We start from the raw sequence: 22226 nt of genomic DNA, 5'->3' as shown, positions 1-22226 counted from the left end.
TCTAAACTCATTTCAGAGTACATCCCAACCTGTCGCTCTGAACTTGTTTCAGAGTCAGATTCTATCATTTTACAATAATTCTCTCAACATGTGTCGAAATCTCATCAGAAATCGTCAAAAAGTAAACACCAGTCTTGAGGTTAACTGGGATTTCAGCGTTTCCTAATCGAAGGGAATTCCAAATAATTTTACCTGTAATATCTAAAAGCTTAAATTGATAGGTCTGTGTTGAGTTAAGACCTTTAACCTGAATTGTATTGTTTTCTACAGGGTTAGGATACAAGACTACATCTTCAAGACTGGTTTCATCTAAGTTTAAGTTTTGATTCCAAGGGTTCCCAAACTCAGTTCCCCAAATAAAATCGACGAGATTAGGAAAATCAATAAATGGGTTGCGGTTCTTTTGCCAATTATAAATGACATTATTTCTATTCATTTCAAAATCATCCGGTGGATCTTGCTGATGCCAAGTCAATAAAGTTGCTAAATCGCCAAGTTCTCCAGTTACTGCAGGGAAACCATTGACAACATCCAGATCGTTGTAGCGCAATGCTAAAAAGAAAACACCACGAGCCACATCACCTTTAAAGCTTCCAGCATTTGATGGTGGGCCAACATACTGCCCGTAATGTTGATTCCCTCGACTTGAGTTTTCTCCGGCATCAGCTGCACGTAAACCATGAGCATCAGAATTGGCATGTCTTAGTGAATCTGCATTGGTTTCCCACCACACATTTATACCATCTGCAATATCATCGTCTTCTATACTAGAAAAACCACCTCTTGAACGAGGAAAAGTGTGTTCCCTATTCCATTTGCCAATACTTGAAGAACCCGTTTGAAATAAAAACTTAGCTCTAGGTTGTTCTGTATAAACTAACCAAACTTGGTTATTGTTATCCGGATTTTGATCGGCTTCTTTTAAAATGTCAATAATATCTGTATATGTATGTGTGCGGACAACTCCATTTTCTGATATGAGGTTTGTAATCCCTTGAATTAATGCGTTACCAGCTAACCCATCAAGATTATCGTAATAATCATTAGGTGCATTACTCGAAACGTTACCAAAACTTGGATTTAATGGTGAGCCAAAATTTGATGTGGTAAAATCACTGTCAATAATAATAATACTCACATTATTGTTATTTGAAATAAATTCAGGTGGAAGATTTGAAATATTGATTTCCATAAATTCATCTTCTTCAGCTACTCCATCGGCTAGAATATTAATTTGTGTTTGACCGGTAGTATCACCTGTTTGAAAATCAATAAAAGCATTTCCTGTATAATCTGCGTTATTAAAATCCCCATTGTTTAAATCTAGATTGAAAGTGATATCATTACTTACAGGGTCTTCTGTTGTTAAAGTGATGGTAACAATCTCACCTTCATCGTAAATATCTTGATCTGTTGAAATGGTTATACCGTTAAGTATTACACCTGAACCATCATTGAGTTGTTTTGGTGTGGGTAAGTCTACAAACCAACTACCATCATTTGCGCGTTGAATAGATTCAAAATCTTTATTGCCGTTTGCATCTTCATCAATTTGAGCTGAAAGCCCCAACAAATTGAGTAAAGCCGTATCATCAGCATCGTCTGTGCCATAAACCAAAGCATCGACTAAATTTGTGGTTGTTGCTAAAGATCCTATTGGCATATCAGATTCATTAGCTTGATAAATCGCTACAGCATCTGCCCCATTTTGAATGGTATTTAAAGACAATTCAAAATCTGGAATAGGAGATACTTCAGAAGCACCTAAGACAAATAATCCATTAATATCAGTTGTAAAACCATCTAAATCAAAATTATAATAACTTAAGTCTCCACCACTATTTGACCCATTAAACAAAACAAGTAAGTATCCATCTAAAGGTTGAAATGGGTTATCTGTTTTAATTTCAATAAATTCCTTGGTATCAACACCGTCGGTATCTGCATCGAGTTCATTGATTAATGGATTTTGCGCATAACTAATTAGTGTAAAAAGAAAGAATAAACCACATAAAAGTAATTTCATAGACATTTTTTTGCAAACATAAATAAATGATTTAATCAATATGTTGTTTCAAAGTTAAATGACAGGCTTAAAATTAATAAATACCTAAAGATGCTCTAATATCATATCTTTTGTACTTTTATCAAATTAAACTTTATTTATATAAAAACATATCAAATATGAAAAATAAATACTTCAAGGTAATATGTTTATCGTTTCTCTTATTAGCAATATCCACTTCTGCCCAAACTTTCAATTCATCAAGAAATAGTTCTTTTATAGAAAATGTGAGGTTTGGTGGCGGTGTAGGGTTGAGTTTTGGAAATGACTTTTTTAGTGGAACACTTGCTCCTTTCGCTTTGTATCAGATTAATCCTTTTCTCATGAGTGGTGCAGGTTTAAATTTTACCTATTCAAGCTTTAATGATAATGACACCTTTGTTTATGGCGGTAGTTTAATAGGCATTGCTAAACCTCTAAAAGAATTGCAGTTTTCTTTAGAGTATGAGCAATTACGGGTAAATCGAAGTTTTAATAATGGTGTAGAAGACGATTACTGGTATCCAGCACTATTTATAGGTGTTGGCTACACCTCTGGACCAGTGACTGTCGGTATTAGATATGATGTATTATACGACAGTGATAAAAGTATTTATGCAGATGCATATATGCCTTTTGTAAGGGTATTATTTTAAAAATTGAAAATTCAGTTCTTTAAAATTCATCTTTTGAATTTAAAATCAGCTCTATTATTTAATATTGTTTTAAAATTATTTATACCCTTCATTTTGTTGATAACCATTTCAATTGATTAAATTTGTAGCTTAAATTTTGAAAACTATGTTTGACAATTTAAGCGATAAGTTAGATAATGCCTTACACCTGCTTAAAGGGCATGGACAAATTACTGAAGTCAATGTTGCAGAAACTTTAAAAGAAGTTCGACGTGCCTTAGTCGATGCTGATGTTAACTATAAAATTGCTAAAACCTTTACAGATACTGTAAAAGAAAAGGCTTTAGGTCAAAATGTTTTAAAGACACTTAAACCAGGTGACCTCATGGTTAAAATCGTCAAAGACGAATTAACCGAACTCATGGGTGGTGATGCTGAAGGATTAGATTTATCTGGCCATCCAAGTATTATCTTAATGTCAGGTTTGCAAGGAAGTGGTAAAACTACTTTTTCTGGAAAGCTGGCAAACTTCCTTAAAAAGAAAAAAGCCAAAAATCCCTTATTAGTTGCCGGCGATGTATATAGACCGGCAGCGATAGACCAGTTACACGTCGTTGGTGAACAAATTGACGTTGAAGTATTTTCTGATAAAGAGGAAAAAAATCCAGTAAAAATATCAGAGCGAGCTATAGCTCATGCCAAATCTAATGGTTTTGATGTTGTAATTATCGATACTGCAGGTCGTTTAGCTATCGATGAAGTTTTGATGAAAGAAATCTCAAGTATACATCACACCGTAAAGCCAAATGAAACACTTTTTGTTGTAGATGCTATGACTGGTCAAGATGCAGTCAATACAGCAAAAGCTTTTAATGATGTACTCGACTATGACGGTGTGGTTTTGACCAAACTGGATGGTGATACCCGTGGTGGTGCAGCCATTTCGATTAAATCTGTTGTGGATAAGCCCTTAAAATTTATTGGTACAGGTGAAAAAATGGAGGCGTTAGATGTTTTCCACCCGTCACGAATGGCTGATAGAATATTGGGTATGGGTGATGTTGTATCATTGGTCGAACGTGCACAAGAACAATACGACGAAGAGGAAGCTAGAAAAATGCAAAAGAAAATTGCCAAAAACAAGTTTGGTTTTGATGATTTTCTCAAGCAAATCCAGCAGGTCAAGAAAATGGGTAATATGAAAGACCTCATGGGTATGATTCCTGGCGCTGGAAAAATGATGAAAAATGTCGATATTGATGATGATGCATTTAAAGGGATTGAAGCCATTATCAATTCTATGACTCCTGAAGAACGCCAAAACCCCAAATTATTTAATGCTAGTAGGAAAAGACGTATTGCTAAAGGATCAGGAACGAGTGTTCAAGAAGTTAATCAACTTTTGAAACAATTTGGTCAAATGAGCAAAATGATGAAAATGATGCAAGGCGGTGGTGGTAAACAATTGATGCAGATGATGAATCAGATGAAGTAGTGTTTTAATGAGCTGAAAAGTGAGATGTGAGATGTGAGAAGTGAGATATAAGCAGATTAAAGTGGGCAATAGTCAGATACACTTAATCCTGCAGATTGAATTTTGAATACTCATAACAAAAGACTGTTGACTGAAGAATGACAACTGTAAAATAACAAGATCAAAAAACAAAAATATGACCATATTAGACGGCAAAAAAACTAGCCAAGACATAAAAGACGAAATTAAAATCGAAGTGGACAAAATGAAAGCGCGCGGCGAAAAAGTGCCGCATTTGGCTGCGGTTTTAGTAGGTAACGATGGGGCGAGTTTAACTTATGTAGGGAGTAAAGTAAGGTCTTGTGAACAAGTTGGGTTTGAATCGACATTAATTAAGATGCCTAGTACAACAAGTGAACTAGAACTTTTAGACAAAATTGAAGAATTAAATAAAGACGATAATATTGATGGCTATATCGTTCAACTTCCATTACCAAAGCAAATCAACACTCAGAAAGTTCTCATGCAAGTCGATCCAGATAAAGATTTAGATGGGTTTCATCCCACAAATTTTGGGAAAATGGCTTTAGATATGACTTCTTTTATTCCAGCAACACCCTTTGGGATTTTAGAACTAATAGAACGATATGGTGTTGAGACCAATGGTAAACATACAGTCGTTATAGGGAGAAGTCATATCGTTGGACGTCCTATGAGCATTTTGATGGGGCGCAAAGGATTTCCAGGAAATTCAACAGTCACCTTAACACACAGTCATACTAAGAACATTACGCAGATCACCTCACAGGCTGATATTATTATCTCAGCTTTAGGTATTCCTAACTTTTTAAAAGCAGAAATGGTTAAGGATGATGCTGTGGTTATAGATGTTGGAATTACAAGAGTTCCAGACGATTCTCGTAAAAAAGGTTACCGAATTACAGGTGATGTTGATTTTGAAAATGTATCTAAGAAAGCCTCTTATATTACACCAGTTCCAGGAGGTGTTGGCCCAATGACCATTTCTATGCTTCTTAAGAATACGCTTTTGGCTAGAGAACAACACAGAATAAGAAGCAAGGCTTAATTAAATGTTATTGGGGGACTTGTTGTGTGCTCTTCCATTGTTTGAAAACTTTAACGTCTTCATCAATAAGCCGCATTAAAGCCATAAACACACTAATATCGTCTACATAACCTACGACAGGTAATATGTCAGGTACAATATCAAAAGGATTTATGATATAAAGCAGTGTGAATGTAATCGAAGTTACTGAACGCCATGGGATTGTTTTATAATTTCCACTCTTATATTGCTTAATTAGCTCTAAAAGCAGTTTTAATTTCTCTTTTTGATCAACAAATACTTTTAAATTTAAAATTTTTTGTAGGCGTTTGCGCTTTCTGTTTATTTTATTAAAATCTGCTTTATTAATGTTTTTAGCATTATCGGCGACAAATTCCTCGTTAATTTTAGACTTATGTTTATTCTTTTTCATTTGACTCCTCTTTAATTTCTTCCTCAGGGTTTTCGCTTAATTCTTGTTGTTCTTCAAGATCTTCATCTATGCTAGGCATGTCGTTAAAACCAGTGTCAGTTTCATTGGCATATTCCTCTTTGTAAATTACAACAATTATTAAAAATAAAGAAATCAACAAAGGTCCAAACACAAGCCCTAAAAACCCAAATACTGGAATACCAACAATGACGCCTATTAATGTAATTAAAGGATGTTCATTGGCCATTCGTTTAAGCACATAAAGCCTAACAATATTATCACTTGACCCTACTACAATAACACCGTAAGCTAATACACCAATAGCCTCTAAAGTCATCCCTTGTGACAACAGGATAACAGTCACCGGTATAAAACCAATCGCCGTCCCAATAAAAGGAATAACTGACCCAATTGCAGTGACAGCAAACCAAAAAAATGGATCCGGAACACCAAAAATCAAATATCCAATTAAAGCAATAACCCCTTGAATAAAAGCCACCAACGGTATACCAATAGCATTTGCTTTTACCTTTTTTGTAGCTTCAATACCAATAGTCTTGAGGTTTTTTTTACCGACTGGAATATAACTTTGCAATGAAGTCTTAAGTTGCTCCTGATTTATCAACATATAATAGAGCAAAAAATACATAATGCTTATTGAAATAAATGCATCAAATGTGCCTAATGCGAGGTTTTGTGCATTTTTAGATATAAAAGATGCAATTCCAGACGTGTCAATTTCTTGTGACAAATTATATCCAGTATATTGCTCTAGCTGTGCAAGTTGAGTTTTAGCCGCAACAACAAATTTTTCTGAATTTTTAATGGCTTCACCAATTTTTGAAGAAAGCATGAATATCACACCTGCCAATGGAATTAAAATCAGTATAAATGACCCAACTATGATAAGCCCGGCTGAAAGACTCTTAGGCCAACCTTTTGCGTTGAGTCTTTTCATGATTTTTCTGCTAATTACAAAAAAAGTGATCGCTCCTAAAATCCCTGAAATATAGGGCAAGATATTATTGTAAATTATGATTGCCAATATTATAATGACACTCATCAAAAATATTTGCCTAATTACTCTAGGTGGTATGGTTTTCATGTATTGGTATTAAATATTAAAAAGTTGGTCAGGATCTTTAAAAGCTTTAAATTCTAATGCATTGCCTGAAGGATCGTAAAAAAACATTGTAGCTTGCTCTCCAGCTTGACCTTCAAACCTGATATAGGGTTCAATTTGAAATTTAACTTCAAAATTTTGTAGTCTTTCACTAAAATTCCAAAACGATTGCCAAGATAAAACTACACCAAAATGTGGAACTGGAACATCTTTATCGTCTACGGGATTGAAGTGATTTTGAGGTTTGTATTGATCAACTTCATGAACCACTAGTTGATGTCCATAACAATCAAAATCAATCCACTTTTGACTTGCTCTCCCTGTTTTAAAACCTAAAACTTTAGCGTAAAATTCTTTAGCACGATTTAAGTCATGTACAGGTATTGCAAGATGGAAGGCGAATTTTGGCATATTTACTTTAAAATAGCCAATTTAAGTATAATTCATAAAAACAAAAATAAAAATATCAACAGCCTATCAAATAAAGCCTATATTATTTTCTAACTTTTTGATTTTGAATAAGGTCAATATATAAATTAATTTTGTCTTTCAGTTGTTTACGCTCAACAATAAAATCTAAAAACCCGTGTTCTTTTACAAATTCTGCTGTCTGAAAACCATCAGGTAAGTCTTTACCGGTCGTATCTCTGACAACTCTAGGTCCTGCAAACCCAATCAGGGCTCCAGGCTCTGAAATATTGACATCGCCTAGCATGGCAAATGACGCCGTTGTTCCACCAGTGGTTGGGTCGGTACAAAGTGAAATATAAGGTAGTTTGGCTTTAGCCAATTGTCCGAGTTTTGCAGAGGTTTTAGCCAGTTGCATCAATGACAAACCAGCTTCCATCATTCTGGCACCACCAGATTTTGAAATAATGATTAATGGTAGTTTATTTCTTATGGCATAATCGACTGAACGGGCTATTTTTTCTCCAACCACTGAGCCCATTGAGCCACCTATAAATTTGAAGTCCATCGCACAGACAATTATTTTTTTGCCTTTAGATTCTCCTACGGCAGTTCTTATGGCATCTTTAAGTCCTGTTTTCTTTTGAACTTGTTTTACTCGAGAGGTATACTTTTTGGTATCTTCAAACTTTAGTGGGTCTTTTGAAGCCAAATTTTTGTAAAGCTCTTTATAGTTTTTGCCATCAAAAAGAATTTCAAAATACTCTTGACTCCCAATCCTTACATGATAACCATCTTCAGGGCTGACATAATAGTTTTTTGCCAATTGATCTGAATCGATGACTTTTCCTGTAGGTGTTTTATACCACAATCCTTTAGGTACGTCCTTTTTATCTTCAGTAGCCGTTTGTATGCCTTTTTTCTTTCGTCTAAACCAAGCCATTATTTAGTTTTTAATAGATAGTTATTAGTTTTTCAATATTGTAGCTATAAAATTAGATTTAATCTATAGTTTTATAGAATTACAATACGTCCACATTGTTAAGGTGTTCAAATGCTTCTTTCAATCTTTCCTTAAAAGTAACTTCAGCTTCACGCAACCATTTCCGAGGATCATAGTATTTTTTGTTAGGCACATCGTCTCCGTCAGGGTTTCCTATCTGAGATTCGAGGTAATCGGCATTTGTTTTCATGTAATCTCTAATACCTCTCATAAAAGCATATTGTAAATCAGTATCAATATTCATCTTTACAACACCATAACTTATCCCTTCTCTAATTTCTTCTACTGTAGAGCCACTTCCACCATGGAAAACAAAGTCGATATGATTGTGTTCTACACCGTACTTTTCAGTGATATATTCTTGAGAGTTCTTAAGTATTTTTGGGGTCAACTTGACATTTCCAGGTTTATAAACTCCGTGAACGTTACCGAAAGCTGCTGCTATGGTAAACTGATCACTGACTTTACTCAACTCTTCATAAGCATAAGCTACTTCTTCTGGTTGTGTGTAAAGCTTAGATGAGTCAACATCTGTATTATCCACACCGTCTTCTTCTCCACCTGTAACACCAAGCTCAATTTCTAAAGTCATGCCCATTTTACTCATGCGTTTTAAGTAAGTTTTGCATGTTTCGATATTTTCTTCAAGTGGTTCTTCAGATAAGTCAATCATATGTGAACTAAAAAGCGGCTTACCGTGAATTTTGTAAAACTTCTCTCCTTCGTCCAAAAGTCCATCAATCCAGGGTAATAATTTTTTGGCACAGTGATCTGTGTGTAATATCACTGTTGCACCGTATGCTTCGGCTAAATCATGAACATGTTTTGCTCCAGTTGCTGCTCCTAGAATCGCGGCTTTTTGACCATCATTATTTAACCCTTTACCGGCATTAAATTGTGCACCACCATTTGAAAATTGAATAATTACAGGTGATTTTAATTCCGCTGCTGTTTCTAAAACACCATTAATTGTATTAGACCCTACAACGTTAACGCCTGGTAGAGCATAGCCGTTGGCTTTTGCGTGATTAAAAATATCTTGAACTTCTGTGCCTGTGGCAACACCGGGTTTAATGTTATGACTCATAATTTGATATTTTGATTTGTAAAATTAGTAATTTCATAGGGATTAACCTTAAAAAGACTTTTATTAATTATATTTTTTTATCCTATTACCTAAACTCATCCATTATATTCTTCTGAACAAATCATTTATTTATCTCTAAATAAAGATTTGATATAAATGCAATCATTGATTTATGAAATTTAATATTAAAAATGTCTAAATCTAACGCCATAAATGTCCTTCAACTTATTGATTCACTGGATGCTGGTGGTGGTGAACGCATGTCTGTTCATTTGGCAAATGCACTATCAGAACAGGTTAATTTTTCATCACTATTAGCCTCAAGACGTTCAGGGATTTTAGAAAAAGACATATTACCTAAGGTTAAAATTATTTGGCATGATCATTATGGGTACAGGCATAGAACATCTATTAAACAAAATTTGCCGTTATTATTTTCTTCATTATTGTACTTTCCTGAAATAGGTTGACTAAAAATTAAAAATATGGTCTTCTCATAATTTATGGTGTAAACATCTAGAATACATTCAAAATTTCAGTTTGGGTTCTAAAAGCTACCAAAACGAACAAAATATTCAACTCAAAGGTCATTCTCAAGCTTTTAAAATAATTCACGTTACCAATCTAAGATCGCAAAAAGATCACCTTACAGCGCTTAAAGCTATCAAGCAATTAGTGGGTGATGGTATTGTTTTAAGTTACCATTTAATTGGCGGATATGATAAAAACTCTGAATATTATAAAAACCTGATAAATTTTATCCAAAAACATCATTTGGAGAAATATGTGTTTATCTACGGTAGTCAAACTAATATTGCCGGGCTTTTAGAACAGGCAGACATGGCTCTACTGAGTTCGGTCTCTGAAGGACTTCCAGTAAGTCTTATAGAATATGCCCAAGCCAAACTTCTACTGGTCGTAACTGATGTTGGACAGTGTAAAGATGTTGTAGGGGATTTTGGTTTAGTTGTAAACCCAAGTAATAACGAAGAACTAGTAAAAGCCATAACATACAATTATAAGCATCCAGAAGACGCTAGTAAAAACGCAGAAAAATTGTATTAAAAATAACAAATGAATTTGATCCTTCTAAAATTATTCAAAAAATTTTAAGCATTTACAACAAGGTTCTTAAAAATTAAATGTCTTACATTTATTTATGTTGTCTAAAAAACATATTCGAGAAAAAATAAAAAAACCTACAGACTTACTTATCTGAATCAGGTGATTTTTCACGCTGTTATAGAATTTGCAATTTTTACATTTAGACCATTGTCATTGCTTTATACATTTGGGATCTTAATTTATTTTATTCTTAAAATTATAAAAAAAACCAACAATCCATTAATTATTCTTCAAGCCGCTGCCTATACAATGGCTGCAGAAGTCTTTTTAAGAATGACCGGTGGTTTAATATTTTACGAAACCGGTAAGTATTAAGTTATTTTATTTATGCTATTTGGGTTATATCATCATAATTTTAAAAGATCGGCTAATATTTATATTATATTTTTATTACTTCTTATACCCGGAGTTCTTGTCACCTATTTTGATATCAATTATGAAACTAATTTCAGGAAAACCATACTATTTAACCTGAGCGGCCCAATGAATTTATTTTCCACAGCTTTGTTTTGCTATCAACGTGAAATAAAATTGATGCACTATTTGAGGTTATTGGATACCATGGTTTTACCAATTACAGCCATGGCTACTTATTTGTTTTTTTCACGCCTGATCTTCAAAAAGTAGTTACAGGAGCAGATGCCAATTTTGCAGCCTCTGGTGGTTTTGGGCCTAATCAGGTTTCTACAATATTAGGTTTAGGAATGTTTTGTTTGTTTGTGCGGTTATTTCTAACTTATAAGAGTAGACATTAAGACTTATTATGTATGGTGTGTTAGCTTTTTTCAGTTTTAGAGCTTTAGCCACTTTATCCAGAGGCGGAGTTTTTACAGCCGTTTTTATGAGTGTGTTTTTTATGGTAAGTTTTTTTAGATACGCAACTCCTTCGGCTAAAGCAAAAGGTACGGCTAAAGTTATTGCTATTGGCATCAGCGCTATTGCTGTTTGGTCTATAACCCTAATTGCAACTAACAATATGTTATACAACAAATATACAGATAGAAATGCCAGTGGAAAGAAACAAGGCGATATCACAACCGGTCGAGTTGAAATAGCAAAAACTGAGTTTGAAGCTTTTGAGCAAAATCCAATTTTTGGAATTGGTGTTGGAATGGGTAAATTTTTTAGAGCCAAAACTGAAGGAATAAGGGCTGCCTCCCATAACGAAGTGACAAGACTTGTCTCAGAACATGGTTTATGGGTATTTTGAGTTTAATACTTCTAATTAGTATTCCGCAATTAATTTTCTAACAGATAATCGGAATATATTTATTATTCCCTTAGTAATCTTTTGGTTTCTAACCATCAATCACTCCGCCATGCGAATTGCTGCACCGGGTTTTATTTATGGTTTAGCTTTATTGAAAATTAAATTTGATTAAAATGACAAAATTAATCTACGTTGGAAATATGCTATCCAAGAAAGGTAGCAATCAAACTTCAATTGAGACTTAAGCTTTATTTTTAAATAATTCAGGCTATTCAATTCGGAGGACATCAAGCAAAAAAAACCAATTGATAAGACTTTTGGATATGTTATTTACAATATTCAAATTTTCGAAAAATACAAATTATGTATTGATAGATACTTATAGCACAAGTGGGTTTTGGTTTGCTTATTTTTCTGGTCTTTTATTTACTAAGTTAAAGATAAAATACATTCCAATTTTAAGAGGTGGGAATTTACCAAAAAGATTAGAAAAGAATCCCAAATTATGTTATTCTTTATTTTCTAAAGCTTATGTCAATATAGCACCATCAGCTTATTTGTACCACAGCTTTAAATCGCATGGGTTTAATAATCTAAAACTTATCCCTAACACCATTCAAATAAAAAACTACGAATTTAAAAAAAGACGTGTTTTAAAACCTAATCTTCTTTGGGTCAGAGCTTTTGCTGATATTTATAACCCGATTTTGGCTTTAAAAGTATTAAAACAATTGCTTTTAGATTACCCAAAGGCTCAATTAAGTATGGTAGGTCCATTTAAAGATGATAGTATTGAGCATTGTAGAGCTTATGCTAAAGAACATCAACTCCCTATAAAATTTACCGGTAAAATGACTAAAGAAGATTGGATAGCTTATGCTGAAGATTTTGATGTTTTATCAATACGACAAATGTTGACAACACGCCAGTGAGTGTGATTGAAGCCATGGCGCTAGGTCTGCCGGTGGTAACAACAAATGTTGGTGGTTTACCATATCTTTTGGAAAATAAAAAAGAAGCTTTACTCGTAAATCCTAATAATGAAGAAGAAATGACACATGCCATTTTAAAATTGTTTGACAATCATAATTTAGCCCAACTTTTATCTCAAAACGGCAGAAAACTCGCTGAAACTTTTGATTGGGAAGTTGTAAAACACTAATGGCAAAGCGTATTAAAATAAAAAAAGGCTTTACCTTTTGATAAAGCCTTTCTACAAAATGTATTTTAAGATCTCAATTACTGATCAATAGAACCTAAAACGCGTTTGGCAAATGTATTTGCCGCATCTTTTTCTGACATACCTTCTTCGACGAGTTTATTCATTTCAATAGCACCCGCTAAATTGGTAACAAGCTCTCCCACTACATCCATTTCTTCTTCTTTGACTGAACGATGTTCAGTAAAAGATTCTAAAACATCAATAGTATGCTGCATTTTTTCAGCAGAATTGTTTTTCTGTAAGTGTTTAATTATGGGTAACTTCATTGACTAAATCTTTAAGTGAATCAAATTTATTGGTTTGGACTTGGTTGACAAATTTGCCGTGTTTAAAAGTAGCAAACGTTGGTAAATTGTTCACATTAGCTAACTTTCGTGATTCCGGAAATTTTTCAGCATCCACAATAATAAATGGGATGTCTTCATTCTCTCGAGCCAATTTTTTAAATTTTGGCTTCATCAATCGGCAGTTGCCACACCAAGAGGCGGCATATTGAACCACAACAGTCTCGTTGTCATTCAATTCTTCTACTAAATTATCTTGTTCTAATTCTTTAAACATAATTTTTATTTTTTAAATACAAGTCAGAGTTTTGCCTCTGACCTGTATTTGGATTAAATCCAATGCTTACTTGTTTGATAAGTAAGATGCTGTACCATCTCTGTTTGGCTGCATAGCTTCTTTACCTTCTTCCCAGTTGGCTGGGCAAACTTCACCGTGCTTTTGAACGTGTGTATAGGCATCAATCATTCTTAAGAATTCTGAAACATTACGTCCAAGTGGCATATGATTTACACCTTCATGAAAAACAACACCTTCTTCATCAATAAGGTAAGTCGCTCTGTAAGCCACATTATCACCGTCAACTGTAACATCTCCGGTTTCTTCATCATAGCGCTCGTTAGTGATATCTAATATTCCTAATCGACTACTCAAATTTCTATTGGAGTCCGCAAGAATGGGATAAGTTACACCTTCAATTCCTCCGTCATCTTTTGAAGTGCTTAACCATGCAAAGTGAACTTCAGCTGTGTCACATGAAGCACCTATAACAATGGTGTTTCTTTTTTCAAATTCTGGTAAGGCTTCCTGAAAAGCGTGTAATTCTGTAGGACATACGTATGTAAAATCTTTAGGGTACCAAAACAAAACGACTTTCTTATTGTTTTTAACGGCTTCTTCAAGCACATTAATTTCAATAGTGTCGCCGAGATCGTTCATGGCATTTACTTTTAAATCTGGGAATTTTTTTCCAACAATTGACATAATTATATAATTTTAAGATTAATATTCTAGTACAAAAATAAGTTATAAACTCAGGTAAATCATTATTTACAAGTTGTCTTTTTTTATATTACTATAACTAAAAACTATCATTACGTTGACTGCCTATAAGTTTATGTTATTTTACCAACAGCTTGCTTAATATCATTGATAATATCTTCATGATTTTCTATACCGCATGATAGCCTCAATAATTGAGTTGTAATCCCTTGAGCTTGTCTTTCTGATTCAGAAAGTAAGCTGTGTGAAGTTTTGGTAGGTGATAAAATCGTCGTTTCTACACCACCTAAGCTCAAAACATCTTTAATCAGTTTAAGTTCGCCTAAAAACGAAATTGCTGGGATTTCTTGATCAAGTTCAAAAGACAACATTCCGCCAAAACCTGACATTTGCATCTTGGCCAACTCATGTTGATGATGCGTTTTTATACCCGGATAAAATACTTGTTTAACCCAATCTTGTTGATTGAGGTATTCAGCTATAGCCATTGCATTATGAGATTGTTGTTGCACGCGAAGGTTGAGCGTTTTCATACTGCGTTCCAGCAACCATGTGGTTTGATCTGCTAAGCTGCCTCCAAAGTTTCTTGCTTTTAATAGAATAGGCTGCATCAATTTTTTTGTTGTGGCTACTGCACCGGCCGTTATATCACTATGACCACCGAGATACTTCGTCGCTGAATGAACCACAATATCAATTCCAAAATCTATGGGTCTTTGATTTATGGGTGTTGCAAAGGTATTATCTGCCATAGTCAATAGATTGAACTTTTTAGCAAGATTTGAAATTTGCTTTAAATCAACTAGCTCTAGCAATGGGTTTGATGGAGTTTCTAAATAAATTAATTTTGTGTGATCTGTTACTAGGGATTTTACAGCATCAAAATTGTTTAAATCCACAAAATCATATTCTACATTAAAGCTTTCCAATTCCTTTTTTATAAAATTTCGAGTACCGCCATATATTTGATTTTGCACTATGACATGGTCACCAGATTTTAAAACACTGAGCATTGCAGAGCTTATAGCGGCCATTCCACTCCCAAAAATCAATCCAGCCTCTGTATGTTCAAGTTTAGCAATCTTTTTAGCTAAATTTGCCTGATTGGGTGTGTTGAAATAACGTGGATAAGCCGACTCTTCTGCTCCATGATAGGCATAAGCGGTCGCCGGAAAAATAGGTGAAACTGCACCTTTATAAATTTTATCCTCTACTTCACCTTCGTGAACACAAATGGTATTTAGGCCGTAATTTTTTTTCATCAATAAAATAAATTTGAAGTAAATTTAGGGTGTTTTTATTTCTACTAAAAATGTCAATACCATTATATTTTAAGATTAACAATAATTTATATCTTTAACCATATCTAAATAGCCTAAACATTTTTACAAGGATGAAAACGCATTTTATAAATATCAAAAACCTACTCCAAGTCAGGCAATCTGACGACTTGATAGTTTCTGGGCCACAAATGGCTGTTTTACCTCAAATTGAAAATGCTTATCTCAGTTTAGAAAACGGAAACATTGTAGATTATGGCCAAATGGCTAAATTTAATTTCAGTAATCAAGATAGGTGTATCGATGTTGAAGGTAAAATAATTTTACCTACTTGGGTAGATTCTCATACACATCTGGTTTATGCCGGGACACGAGAGGATGAATTTAAAGATCGGATTAAAGGATTAAGTTATCAGGAAATCGCAGAAAAAGGTGGTGGAATATTAAATTCTGCTGAAAAACTTCAAAATGCTTCAAAAGACGAATTGTTTGATCAATCTTTCAAAAGGTTACAAAACCTAATCCAACTTGGCACCGGAGCGATAGAAATAAAAAGTGGATATGGTTTAACTCATGAGGGCGAAATAAAAATGCTTGAAGTTATTCAAAAATTAAAACGCCACTCCCCTATTCCTGTCAAAGCAACATATCTTGCTGCTCACGCATTACCAATTGCATATAAAAACAACAAGAGAGCCTATATTGATGAAATCATCAATAAAACTTTACCTGAAGTTGTCAAAAGAAATCTTGCTGATTATGTAGATGTGTTTTGCGAAAAAGGTTATTTTGATTTAGCAGATACAGAAAGAATTCTCAAAGCTGCAAAAACATTGGGACTCAAAGCCAAGATCCACGTTAATCAATTTAATGCTTTTGGCGGTGTTCAAAAAGCAGTCGATTTTGATGCGCTAAGTGTAGATCATTTAGAAGAACTTATTGAAGATGATATTAGCGCTTTGCAAGCTTCAAAAACTTTACCTGTAGCACTTCCGGGGTGTTCATTTTTTCTGGGTATTCCATACACAGCTGCAAGAAAATTAATTGATAATAACTTAGCGTTAACTTTAGCCAGTGATTACAATCCCGGAAGTGCTCCTAGTGGCAATATGAACTTTATAGTTGCTTTAGCTTGTATTAAAATGAACATGACTCCTGAGGAAGCTATCAATGCTGCTACTCTAAATGCAGCACATGCTATTGAATTGTCAGATACGCTAGGGAGTATTTGTAAAGGAAAAAAGGCAAATTTTATGATAACAAAACCCATCAATAGCTTTAGCTTTATTCCGTATGCTTTTGGAGAAAACCACATCGAACAAGTTTGGATTAATGGTAAAAATATAACTTCATGACAACTCTTGAATATTTCAACAAAACAGATGTTCAAAAATACGTTAATCACCGACATGGAGAGACAAAAATTGGTGAACACCTAGATCTCGTTGAGCAAATTGATGAATTAGAAAATTTGACTCAAGACTATGTTATCCTGGGACTACCAGAAGATATTGGCGTTAGGGCAAATCATGGAGTTGCAGGTGCTGCTCAAACCTGGGATGTGTTTTTAAAGGCTTTTTTAAATATTCAGCATAATAGATTTAATTCAACTGAAAATGTAGTGATTTTAGGCCACTTAAATTTTGAAATGCTTTTAGAACAAGCCAAACAGCTAGATCCAAATCACAATGACTATCATGTCGTTTTAGGGGATTTAGTCGAGCGAATCGACCAAGCTGTTTTTGATATTGTCAAACAAATATTGAATTTTAACAAAATTCCAATCATAATCGGTGGTGGCCATAATAATGCCTTCGGAATTATTAAGGCTTGTTCTCACTTTGAAAATAAACCCATCAATGTTTTAAACATAGACGCGCATACAGATTTGAGACATTGCAAACACCGTCACTCTGGAAATGGGTTTTCATATGCTATTCAAAAGGGATTTTTAGAAAAATATTTCATCTTTGGCCTACATAAAAACTATACTCCTGAATACATCTTTGAATATATTGACCAAAAGTCAAATATAGATTTTTGCTGCTTTGATCAGCTATTACACCTTAACCAATTGGAAAAATTATCAAAACTCAAAGCAGGTTGTAATTTTTTGATGAATGAGTTTGGGTTAGAAATAGATTGTGACAGTATTCAAAACTTTAATGCTAGTGCAAAAACACCTTCCGGTTTTGGTATTGATGAGATTAGAAATATGATAAAGATGTTAAAAAATAACCCTTTAAAATACATCCATATTTGTGAGGCAATACCGTCATCAACCACAGGTAAATCATTGAGTTACTTTGTTTCAGATTTAATAAAAGACTAATCCAAACCTCAATTAATCTTTTAAAAATTCAATATTATCCCGTCAACAATTAATTAAATTAATATATTTAAAATAAAAATAAAACATTATGTACAACAATAAAATTTCCGGATACATAACATTTTGTTTTTTACTATGTGCTATTGTCTGTATTTCACAAAACAATCCAAATTTTACATTAGCCCCTAATGAAGTGACTTGTTTGTGTCCTAATGCAAATTTTGGAGAATCAGGAACGCTCTCTATAAATGGCGTTCAAAAGACCTTTACTAAAAGGTCTAAAGCACAGCTTGAGACCTTAATTAACAATAACGAATCTGATCCACAAATCGCCTTAACATGCACATCAGGGATTGTAAATATGGCTAACCTATTTGAAAACAAAGAAAATTTTAATCAAAATATTTCATCCTGGGATGTTTCAAACGTTACTGATATGTCTGAAATGTTTTTTAATGCTGAAGCATTTAACCAAACTTTAAATAGTTGGGATGTTAGCAATGTCACTTCAATGTTAAAAACTTTTGCAGGTGCAACAGCTTTTAATCAAGCTTTAAATAATTGGGATTTATCAAATGTGATAAATATGTATGGCATGTTTGCGGGTGCTGAATCTTTTAATCAAAATATAAATCATTGGAATGTCTCCAATGTTGTAAATACAGGCAGCACATTTAGTGGTATGAATAGTATGTTCAGCAATGCTTTATCCTTCAACCAACCCTTAAATAACTGGGATGTCTCAAACCTTACAGAAATCAAAAGCATGTTTGCAAATGCTGAATCATTTAACCAATCAATAAATGATTGGGATGTGTCTAATGTCACCGATATTCAACTTTTATTTAATGATGCGATTTCCTTTAACCAACCCTTAAATAATTGGGATGTTTCAAATGTAATTTCAATGGCTGGAACATTTAAAGATGCAGAATCATTTAATCAACCTATAAATAACTGGGACGTTTCAAATGTTTCATTTATGGGTGGAATGTTTAATGGTGCAATTGCTTTTAATCAAGCGCTTGACAATTGGGATGTTTCAAATGTGAATAATATGGATGCTATGTTTTGGAATGCCGCTTCTTTCAATAATGATCTATCTGGTTGGTGTGTTCAACAGTTTAATAACGAGCCAGCATTATTTTCTACTAATTCTTCGTTACAAGACAGTTTTAAACCAAGCTGGGGCAGCAATTGCACTACCCTTAATGTCAACAATGTAGATCTTGATTTTTTTTCAATTTATCCAAATCCTGCAAAAAACTTCATTAATTTCAAGTGGAATAATGACATTACTGATCAAACAGTAAAAATTAAAATTTATAATATTGAAGGCAAATTACTTAGGTATAGTTCTTATAAAAGTCTGCCTAAAAATATAAATATATCAAACTTGGCTGAAGGTCCTTATTTCATTAGTCTCAGCCTAAACAATAGACATCTATCTAAGAGAATAATTAAATATTAATCTTAAGAATTTAATCTTATGTCTTTTGGTTAGTCTTTTAACTTCCAAGGCTTATGTTATCTGGTGTAATTTTCAACTCCTTATAAATGTGTTTCAATTTTAACTTCTAAATTTTTTGTGGCATCGACATAAAAAACAATAGAAGATTTTGAGTACAAAATATAAACAACTTATGGTTTTATTTTACATAAAAACTATACAAAACTTGGATTTACAAGGTCTTAATCTGAAGGGAATGTGGGAATACTGATGTGATCCCTAAAATCGCCTCACCTGACAATAAAGCTCGAAATCGCTTTAGCGACTTTAGGTCTTTTTTTGCATTCCGCTTACAAAAGTTTGGCTTTTGACGCTTCTTAATATAAAAAAAAGCCCGATTTCTTATCAGAAATCGAGCTTTGCTCTAAGCGGAGAAAGAGGGATTACCTGGCGTGATCCCAAGTGGGTTAAGCTTTGCAAACATAAAAACCCAACAAACTGCGTTTGTTAGTGTTTTTTTATTTTCCCTCACCTTTCAAAAATGAATTTTTGACGGCGCTGAAAAATAAAAAACCCGAAACATTTGTTTCGGGTTTCTTTTGCGGAGAAAGAGGGATTCGAACCCCCGGTACCTTGCGGTACAACGGTTTTCAAGACCGCCGCATTCGACCACTCTGCCATTTCTCCAAAATAGCGAGTGCAAAGATAATAAGCTTTCTATTTCTACAAAATAAATTCAATAGAATTATAAAAGTATTTTATAGGTCTATCATTTGGGCCAAATCTTCAAAATTCATTTCATCAGACATTTTCATCATTTCATAAAAGTTTGAAGGATTTAAGTCGTCGCCAAGCAATCTTAATAGCAAAAAGCCTTTATCATTGTCATTGGCATAAATTACAATTTCTTTGACTTTGTCATCCATATTATCTGCAAACATTTTCATTTGACGACCTTTATCATTAACAGACATGAGTTGTTGTTTGCTAAACTCTTCAGATAAGATTTGAGTCAATAAATTTCGCTTTTCACTGTAGTCTTTATCATTAGAGTTGTCTTTTTTAAAAGCTAAAATGTTAACTTTTCTAACGTCTTTAAATAAATTCTTTTGCTCCTCAGAAAAGTCATCAAAATTATCTACAAAGGTTTTGAGTGAAAAATCTAAACTGATAAAGTTTTCGTCATCTTTATGGTCAACCATATAAGTTTGTAAAGAATTGGTTTGACAAGATATCAAGACGAAAAGACTAAGGCATAATGTGAGTGTCGTTTTCATAATAATATTTATTTTTTATTCATTGAGTTTGCACCAGGTACTTTAAGATCGTTGGCCAGTTTTGAAACCTGTCTTAAATCTATCAACCCGTTTATGATAATTACCACAGTTTCATTTTCGTTGTCTATGCCATTGATATGCATAAAAAGTTGTTTAATTTCATCATCAGTCTTACCAGGCTTAAAATGGAATGAAACACGTTTTCCATCTTCATTGGCTCGCATCAACTCTTCTAAATTGTTGTTTTTAATGTAAGATTTTGCGTCACCATTGAGTTCTTCGCTCATTTTTGAGTCATTCGTCTTTAATATTTTGATGTCTTCAAGATTATTGATGAGCTTGACGTATTCTTGTATCTCTTTGTCTTCACTATCCAAGTCAAGTTTACTCATCAATTTAAACATATTCTTATTAATGATAACTGAGCTTACACCGGGGGTATTTTCATATCGGTCAAAGTCCTGGGAAAAGGTAAAACCGGTTATTAACAGTGCTGATATAGCAATTAAAATCGTTTTCATAGTTGTTGTTTTTAAGGATTAATATTATCGATGTATTTTGTTTTGGTTTCTTCTAAAGTTGATAGATTTTGTATTTCACTGGTGTTGGCGTTAATGTGAGTACTTATAAGGTCAAACACTCTTTTGGTTTCTTCGAGTGCCAATTCTGGGTCGTCGTAAGTTCCTAAGTCTTTGGTATTATATTGATAATTGTAAAACCAAGCACCGGCAAGACATACTATCAAAATAGCAGCATACTTATAAAAAGATCTGTAAGATGATGTATTTTGAGGTCTGAAAGTCTGTTGAGACTCCTCAGCTTTTGTACTTTCAAAATAAGTGAACATCTCTTTATAAACTTGCCACTCGGGTTTAACCTTATTGTTATTAAAATAGTCGGCAAGTATTTGTTCTTCTTCAATATGTGTTTTGCCTTCAAGATACTTATCCAGTAACTGACTAATGTTAAGCTCTGTTTTCATTTTGATGTTGTTTTGAAATGCGTTCTACTAAATTTTTTCTGGCTCTCGACAAGGTGACTCTCACAGCCTTTGGTTTCATATCCATGATTTCACAAATTTTATCATATTCATAACCTTCAATCTGCCTAAGGTGTAAAACCAAGCGCTGGGTTTCTGGTAAAGTTTTTATCATTGCTTCGACAGTATTCAGTTCTTGTTTAGCTTCTAATTGTTTTTGAGGATCTGCTGATTTATTTTCATAATTGGTATGAACCAACCTCAGGTTTTGATTTGCTTTTAGTTTTAACTGGTCTAAACAATGGTTTTTTGTAATAGTCATTGCAAAGGCCTCTATATTATTGATTTCATTTAATTCATGTCTTTTGTTCCACAATTTAATCATAACCTCTTGTGAAGCATCTTCTGCTGCATCTGAAGAAGTTAGTAACCGTTTAGACAACCTAAATATTTTTTGTTGAATCGGTAAAACTGAACTATTAAATTCTGAAATTTTCATATGATTGACTTCACTACTTCGACGAGTTAACTTTTAATTTGTTACAGCGAAGTTTCAAAATTTTAAATAAGAGCAACTCTCATACATAAATTAAAAAACAAAGTTTCCGGTATTGAGTATTGAGTATTGAGTATTGAGTAAAAAAATATGAAATAAGCTAAAATTTTAAAGCAAAGCCACATTAATAATTTTAGAAAAGTGATTGATTACTGACAATAAATATCATAAGAGTTGAGTTTTAATAAAGTTTTAGAAAATTATAATTTTGTGGTGACAATTCAAAAGATACACTCAC

26 protein-coding genes and 1 tRNA gene are annotated in these 22226 nt (G+C 33.4%); 12 read left to right on the top strand and 15 right to left on the bottom strand.

The features are described from left to right. Positions 1-64 precede the first annotated feature (64 nt). Positions 65-2026 carry an endonuclease gene (locus FCN74_RS04965; protein WP_138931498.1) on the bottom strand — a complete coding sequence of 654 codons (1962 nt, stop codon included), beginning with the start codon at positions 2024-2026 and terminating at the stop codon, positions 65-67. A gap of 158 nt (positions 2027-2184) precedes the next feature. On the opposite strand from FCN74_RS04965, the gene FCN74_RS04960 reads away from it, so the two are divergent. From FCN74_RS04960 to FCN74_RS04950, 3 genes are all read left to right on the top strand, one after another. Next, a complete protein-coding gene (locus tag FCN74_RS04960; RefSeq protein WP_138931497.1) occupies positions 2185-2700 on the top strand; it encodes an alpha-ketoglutarate decarboxylase in 516 nt (171 codons plus the stop codon). Positions 2701-2845: 145 nt separating this feature from the next. Continuing rightward, a complete protein-coding gene (ffh, locus tag FCN74_RS04955) occupies positions 2846-4174 on the top strand; it encodes a signal recognition particle protein (protein ID WP_138931496.1) in 1329 nt (442 codons plus the stop codon). Positions 4175-4349: 175 nt separating this feature from the next. Beyond that, a complete protein-coding gene (locus tag FCN74_RS04950) occupies positions 4350-5240 on the top strand; it encodes a bifunctional 5,10-methylenetetrahydrofolate dehydrogenase/5,10-methenyltetrahydrofolate cyclohydrolase (RefSeq protein WP_138931495.1) in 891 nt (296 codons plus the stop codon). Between the two features lie 7 nt (positions 5241-5247). Here the strand turns inward: FCN74_RS04950 and FCN74_RS04945 are convergent, their stop codons facing one another. From FCN74_RS04945 to fbaA, 5 genes are all read right to left on the bottom strand, one after another. Next, complete coding sequence (locus tag FCN74_RS04945; RefSeq protein ID WP_138931494.1) at positions 5248-5652, bottom strand: YkvA family protein; 405 nt, start codon at positions 5650-5652, stop codon at positions 5248-5250. Next, positions 5639-6715 (bottom strand): AI-2E family transporter, encoded by a 1077-nt coding sequence (locus FCN74_RS04940; protein ID WP_317128772.1) that lies wholly within the window; start codon positions 6713-6715, stop codon positions 5639-5641. The genes FCN74_RS04945 and FCN74_RS04940 overlap by 14 nt, the downstream gene beginning before the upstream one ends. Before the next feature lie 51 nt (positions 6716-6766). Then, positions 6767-7186 (bottom strand): VOC family protein, encoded by a 420-nt coding sequence (locus FCN74_RS04935; RefSeq protein ID WP_138931492.1) that lies wholly within the window; start codon positions 7184-7186, stop codon positions 6767-6769. A gap of 82 nt (positions 7187-7268) precedes the next feature. Further along, positions 7269-8126, bottom strand: coding sequence for an acetyl-CoA carboxylase, carboxyltransferase subunit beta (gene accD, locus FCN74_RS04930; protein WP_138931491.1), 858 nt, complete (start codon positions 8124-8126; stop codon positions 7269-7271). Positions 8127-8205: 79 nt separating this feature from the next. Beyond that, entirely contained in the window at positions 8206-9273 is a 1068-nt protein-coding gene (fbaA, locus tag FCN74_RS04925) for a class II fructose-bisphosphate aldolase (protein ID WP_138931490.1), read from the bottom strand. A gap of 191 nt (positions 9274-9464) precedes the next feature. On the opposite strand from fbaA, the gene FCN74_RS04920 reads away from it, so the two are divergent. The 6 genes from FCN74_RS04920 (at position 9465) to FCN74_RS12175 (ending at position 12770) form a co-directional block, all read left to right on the top strand. Further along, positions 9465-9743, top strand: coding sequence for a glycosyltransferase family protein (locus FCN74_RS04920; protein WP_138931489.1), 279 nt, complete (start codon positions 9465-9467; stop codon positions 9741-9743). A gap of 70 nt (positions 9744-9813) precedes the next feature. Next, positions 9814-10338, top strand: coding sequence for a glycosyltransferase (locus FCN74_RS04915; protein ID WP_171047108.1), 525 nt, complete (start codon positions 9814-9816; stop codon positions 10336-10338). 159 nt (positions 10339-10497) lie between these two features. Next, positions 10498-10713, top strand: a complete 216-nt coding sequence (locus FCN74_RS04910) for a hypothetical protein (protein ID WP_138931487.1) — start codon at positions 10498-10500, stop codon at positions 10711-10713. Positions 10714-11170: 457 nt separating this feature from the next. Beyond that, positions 11171-11608 carry an O-antigen ligase family protein gene (locus tag FCN74_RS04905; protein WP_212751756.1) on the top strand — a complete coding sequence of 146 codons (438 nt, stop codon included), beginning with the start codon at positions 11171-11173 and terminating at the stop codon, positions 11606-11608. A gap of 368 nt (positions 11609-11976) precedes the next feature. Beyond that, positions 11977-12540, top strand: coding sequence for a glycosyltransferase family protein (locus tag FCN74_RS04900; RefSeq protein WP_246062560.1), 564 nt, complete (start codon positions 11977-11979; stop codon positions 12538-12540). Continuing rightward, a complete protein-coding gene (locus FCN74_RS12175; RefSeq protein WP_246062559.1) occupies positions 12537-12770 on the top strand; it encodes a glycosyltransferase in 234 nt (77 codons plus the stop codon). The genes FCN74_RS04900 and FCN74_RS12175 overlap by 4 nt, the downstream gene beginning before the upstream one ends. 77 nt (positions 12771-12847) lie before the next feature. On the opposite strand, the gene FCN74_RS04895 is transcribed toward FCN74_RS12175, so the two are convergent. The 4 genes from FCN74_RS04895 to FCN74_RS04880 all read right to left on the bottom strand — a co-directional run bounded on the left by FCN74_RS04895 (position 12848) and on the right by FCN74_RS04880 (position 15376). Further along, entirely contained in the window at positions 12848-13096 is a 249-nt protein-coding gene (locus FCN74_RS04895) for a DUF6952 family protein (RefSeq protein ID WP_138931485.1), read from the bottom strand. After that, complete coding sequence (locus FCN74_RS04890; protein ID WP_138931484.1) at positions 13077-13391, bottom strand: thioredoxin family protein; 315 nt, start codon at positions 13389-13391, stop codon at positions 13077-13079. Before FCN74_RS04890 ends, FCN74_RS04895 begins: the two co-directional genes overlap by 20 nt. Before the next feature lie 66 nt (positions 13392-13457). Beyond that, positions 13458-14096, bottom strand: a complete 639-nt coding sequence (locus FCN74_RS04885; RefSeq protein WP_138931483.1) for a peroxiredoxin — start codon at positions 14094-14096, stop codon at positions 13458-13460. A 131-nt stretch (positions 14097-14227) separates the two neighbouring features. Beyond that, positions 14228-15376: a trans-sulfuration enzyme family protein gene (locus FCN74_RS04880; protein ID WP_138931482.1), complete on the bottom strand. Its 1149-nt coding sequence runs from the start codon at positions 15374-15376 to the stop codon at positions 14228-14230. A gap of 131 nt (positions 15377-15507) precedes the next feature. Here FCN74_RS04880 and hutI point away from each other — a divergent pair, with 131 nt between their 5' ends. From hutI to FCN74_RS04865, 3 genes are all read left to right on the top strand, one after another. Continuing rightward, entirely contained in the window at positions 15508-16749 is a 1242-nt protein-coding gene (hutI, locus tag FCN74_RS04875; RefSeq protein ID WP_138931481.1) for an imidazolonepropionase, read from the top strand. Next, positions 16746-17726: a formimidoylglutamase gene (locus FCN74_RS04870; protein WP_138931480.1), complete on the top strand. Its 981-nt coding sequence runs from the start codon at positions 16746-16748 to the stop codon at positions 17724-17726. Before hutI ends, FCN74_RS04870 begins: the two co-directional genes overlap by 4 nt. 88 nt (positions 17727-17814) lie before the next feature. Continuing rightward, positions 17815-19197, top strand: a complete 1383-nt coding sequence (locus FCN74_RS04865; protein ID WP_138931479.1) for a BspA family leucine-rich repeat surface protein — start codon at positions 17815-17817, stop codon at positions 19195-19197. 581 nt (positions 19198-19778) lie between these two features. Here the strand turns inward: FCN74_RS04865 and FCN74_RS04860 are convergent. The 5 genes from FCN74_RS04860 to FCN74_RS04840 form a co-directional block, all read right to left on the bottom strand. After that, positions 19779-19863 (bottom strand) — tRNA-Ser (locus FCN74_RS04860). 71 nt (positions 19864-19934) lie between these two features. Further along, positions 19935-20453, bottom strand: coding sequence for a DUF4252 domain-containing protein (locus FCN74_RS04855; protein WP_138931478.1), 519 nt, complete (start codon positions 20451-20453; stop codon positions 19935-19937). Positions 20454-20461: 8 nt separating this feature from the next. Further along, a complete protein-coding gene (locus FCN74_RS04850) occupies positions 20462-20974 on the bottom strand; it encodes a DUF4252 domain-containing protein (protein WP_138931477.1) in 513 nt (170 codons plus the stop codon). An 11-nt stretch (positions 20975-20985) separates the two neighbouring features. Further along, on the bottom strand, positions 20986-21435 hold the full coding sequence (locus tag FCN74_RS04845) for a hypothetical protein (RefSeq protein WP_138931476.1): 450 nt from the start codon (positions 21433-21435) through the stop codon (positions 20986-20988). Beyond that, positions 21419-21931: an RNA polymerase sigma factor gene (locus FCN74_RS04840; protein ID WP_138931475.1), complete on the bottom strand. Its 513-nt coding sequence runs from the start codon at positions 21929-21931 to the stop codon at positions 21419-21421. The genes FCN74_RS04845 and FCN74_RS04840 overlap by 17 nt, the downstream gene beginning before the upstream one ends. Positions 21932-22226: the final 295 nt, after the last annotated feature.

Source organism: Mesohalobacter halotolerans (assembly GCF_006120725.1).
GTDB lineage: Bacteria > Bacteroidota > Bacteroidia > Flavobacteriales > Flavobacteriaceae > Psychroflexus > Psychroflexus halotolerans.
This window is presented reverse-complemented; position numbering and strand designations above follow the sequence as displayed.

What these genes read in the sequence shown, in the direction of transcription:
- FCN74_RS04965 (WP_138931498.1), bottom strand. Translation starts at nt 2,026, where the DNA reads ATGAAATTACTTTTATGTGGTTTATTCTTTCTTTTTACACTAATTAGT.
- FCN74_RS04960 (WP_138931497.1), top strand. Translation starts at nt 2,185, where the DNA reads ATGAAAAATAAATACTTCAAGGTAATATGTTTATCGTTTCTCTTATTA.
- ffh (WP_138931496.1), top strand. Translation starts at nt 2,846, where the DNA reads ATGTTTGACAATTTAAGCGATAAGTTAGATAATGCCTTACACCTGCTT.
- FCN74_RS04950 (WP_138931495.1), top strand. Translation starts at nt 4,350, where the DNA reads ATGACCATATTAGACGGCAAAAAAACTAGCCAAGACATAAAAGACGAA.
- FCN74_RS04945 (WP_138931494.1), bottom strand. Translation starts at nt 5,652, where the DNA reads ATGAAAAAGAATAAACATAAGTCTAAAATTAACGAGGAATTTGTCGCC.
- FCN74_RS04940 (WP_317128772.1), bottom strand. Translation starts at nt 6,715, where the DNA reads ATGAGTGTCATTATAATATTGGCAATCATAATTTACAATAATATCTTG.
- FCN74_RS04935 (WP_138931492.1), bottom strand. Translation starts at nt 7,186, where the DNA reads ATGCCAAAATTCGCCTTCCATCTTGCAATACCTGTACATGACTTAAAT.
- accD (WP_138931491.1), bottom strand. Translation starts at nt 8,126, where the DNA reads ATGGCTTGGTTTAGACGAAAGAAAAAAGGCATACAAACGGCTACTGAA.
- fbaA (WP_138931490.1), bottom strand. Translation starts at nt 9,273, where the DNA reads ATGAGTCATAACATTAAACCCGGTGTTGCCACAGGCACAGAAGTTCAA.
- FCN74_RS04920 (WP_138931489.1), top strand. Translation starts at nt 9,465, where the DNA reads ATGTCTAAATCTAACGCCATAAATGTCCTTCAACTTATTGATTCACTG.
- FCN74_RS04895 (WP_138931485.1), bottom strand. Translation starts at nt 13,096, where the DNA reads ATGAAGTTACCCATAATTAAACACTTACAGAAAAACAATTCTGCTGAA.
- FCN74_RS04890 (WP_138931484.1), bottom strand. Translation starts at nt 13,391, where the DNA reads ATGTTTAAAGAATTAGAACAAGATAATTTAGTAGAAGAATTGAATGAC.
- FCN74_RS04885 (WP_138931483.1), bottom strand. Translation starts at nt 14,096, where the DNA reads ATGTCAATTGTTGGAAAAAAATTCCCAGATTTAAAAGTAAATGCCATG.
- FCN74_RS04880 (WP_138931482.1), bottom strand. Translation starts at nt 15,376, where the DNA reads ATGAAAAAAAATTACGGCCTAAATACCATTTGTGTTCACGAAGGTGAA.
- hutI (WP_138931481.1), top strand. Translation starts at nt 15,508, where the DNA reads ATGAAAACGCATTTTATAAATATCAAAAACCTACTCCAAGTCAGGCAA.
- FCN74_RS04870 (WP_138931480.1), top strand. Translation starts at nt 16,746, where the DNA reads ATGACAACTCTTGAATATTTCAACAAAACAGATGTTCAAAAATACGTT.
- FCN74_RS04865 (WP_138931479.1), top strand. Translation starts at nt 17,815, where the DNA reads ATGTACAACAATAAAATTTCCGGATACATAACATTTTGTTTTTTACTA.
- FCN74_RS04855 (WP_138931478.1), bottom strand. Translation starts at nt 20,453, where the DNA reads ATGAAAACGACACTCACATTATGCCTTAGTCTTTTCGTCTTGATATCT.
- FCN74_RS04850 (WP_138931477.1), bottom strand. Translation starts at nt 20,974, where the DNA reads ATGAAAACGATTTTAATTGCTATATCAGCACTGTTAATAACCGGTTTT.
- FCN74_RS04845 (WP_138931476.1), bottom strand. Translation starts at nt 21,435, where the DNA reads ATGAAAACAGAGCTTAACATTAGTCAGTTACTGGATAAGTATCTTGAA.
- FCN74_RS04840 (WP_138931475.1), bottom strand. Translation starts at nt 21,931, where the DNA reads ATGAAAATTTCAGAATTTAATAGTTCAGTTTTACCGATTCAACAAAAA.